Source organism: Brumicola blandensis, assembly GCF_031846165.1.
Taxonomy (GTDB): Bacteria; Pseudomonadota; Gammaproteobacteria; order Enterobacterales; family Alteromonadaceae; genus Glaciecola; species Glaciecola blandensis.
The window spans coordinates 1-1,523 of record NZ_JAVRIE010000016.1 but is presented as its reverse complement, the minus strand read 5'-3'; the positions used below and the strand labels follow the sequence as shown (position 1 = coordinate 1,523).

3 protein-coding genes are annotated in these 1,523 nt (G+C 42.2%); all 3 read left to right on the top strand.

The genetic code is table 11. From position 1 onward, the window contains the following. Positions 1-268, top strand: a 268-nt coding sequence (locus RM544_RS17630) for a hypothetical protein (protein ID WP_311363139.1), incomplete at its 5' end; no start/stop codon positions are given. 319 nt (positions 269-587) lie between these two features. Further along, positions 588-917: a ribbon-helix-helix domain-containing protein gene (locus tag RM544_RS17625; protein WP_311363138.1), complete on the top strand. Its 330-nt coding sequence runs from the start codon at positions 588-590 to the stop codon at positions 915-917. Continuing rightward, a partial coding sequence (locus tag RM544_RS17620) for a replication initiation factor domain-containing protein (protein ID WP_311363137.1) occupies positions 907-1,523 on the top strand: 617 nt, incomplete at its 3' end. The genes RM544_RS17625 and RM544_RS17620, both read left to right, overlap by 11 nt.

Below are 1,523 nucleotides of genomic sequence, written 5' to 3'. Positions count from 1 at the left end.
TGTGTTCTGGCATTTCTTACCATCAGACCTTCTGGACGCTCCTGAGGGCTTTACAGCTTCAAAATGGACTGCTGCTGAACGTATCAACTACGATGACTACTCCAAAGGCCAAATAACTGACTATGAACGGTTAAAATTCCTTATCGAGAACCACCCAGCTTTACTACAGATTGTCCGACAATCTTTAAACGTCCCTGGAGGGGATTTATTATTGCGTCGTCAAATTGAAAAGATGTTTGTTACATGCGAAGCATATAGCGAAGCGTAGACTTCTTTAGATACGATGCTGAAATATCCTTTTAAACCGATAAACTTGTAAACCTATAAACTACAAAATCACCCTCCTTGATTAACTGCTTTTCCGTCGCGATGTTGACACAACCACGTGATGTGTTTGCGTCAACCGCGTCAGGTAGGTAGAAGTAATACCCTACCTGACTTAATGGTTCAAACTGGTCTCAAGCTATATGTATCAATGCATACAGAGCATTTTTTGTTAAAAAACTCAAAAATTAGGTATTACCTATTTTAACTGTTAGGTATTACCTATATACTACCCTTGAATCTTCTTTTTAAGGTGTTACTCAATGGCAAAGACAAAACGAATTTCTATGACTATTCCGACCGAACTCAGCGTTCAACTGGACAGGCTTTCTACTGCTCTCAAAGTTTCAAGATCTTCACTTATCACTGAGATGCTTTCTGAGAACGTTTCGACTCTTATTGAAGTTTTGAATCTATCAATCAGTAGTGCTGAAGTATCGAGCAAGGACGCTCCAACTCTTTCGAGAAATCCTGATAAGGTTCGTTCCTATCTTGATTCTCTAAAATCTGCCATCGACTCCAAGAAATCTCTTCTTGATGCCGAATACACGGACTTAGTATCTCAACTTGAGGGCGCTAGAAATGACCATTAGTTACCTAAAACCGTTCGCGGATTGGCTCTCAATTTCCTATCCAACTTCGCTTAGTCCTCACTTGGATATTGTTTCCCTGTTCACGACTATTTCACCCTTGGACTACACTGACCTTGGGGGTGCTAAAGAACTTTATAAATCTACTAGCGGCGGGAGTCTGTTCATAACCTCCAAAGATTCCTATGTTAACCTTTCTATCTCTGGCCTATTGCTATCGCAAGCTCGCGATAGCGAGCATTACCGGACGTTCCTCGAATTACTTGCTAGTGCGCCTTACAATATCACTCGTCTCGATGTTGCTTACGATACTCCTCTGGCTGGTCCTCTTTCGATTCAGCGCATCCGTGGAATATACCCTACTGGTCACGCTCAAGTTGCTACTCGCCAACGTCAATTGCAGTACATCCTGAATCAACTCAATGACGGCACTGACACTGGAACGGTTTACTTTCAGAACAACAAATACAAGGGTACTATCAAACTTCGTGTTTATGACAAAGCTCACCAAATGATTCAAGAACATAGCACTGCGATTAATCCCACCACTCGATATGAGCTTTCTGTGTGCCGTGGTGCGTCTCTGAGCGACTTTGAGAACCCAGCTAG

Bases quoted from the DNA above. Each gene is read 5' to 3' on its own strand.
- RM544_RS17625 (WP_311363138.1), top strand. From the start codon at position 588: ATGGCAAAGACAAAACGAATTTCTATGACTATTCCGACCGAACTCAGC.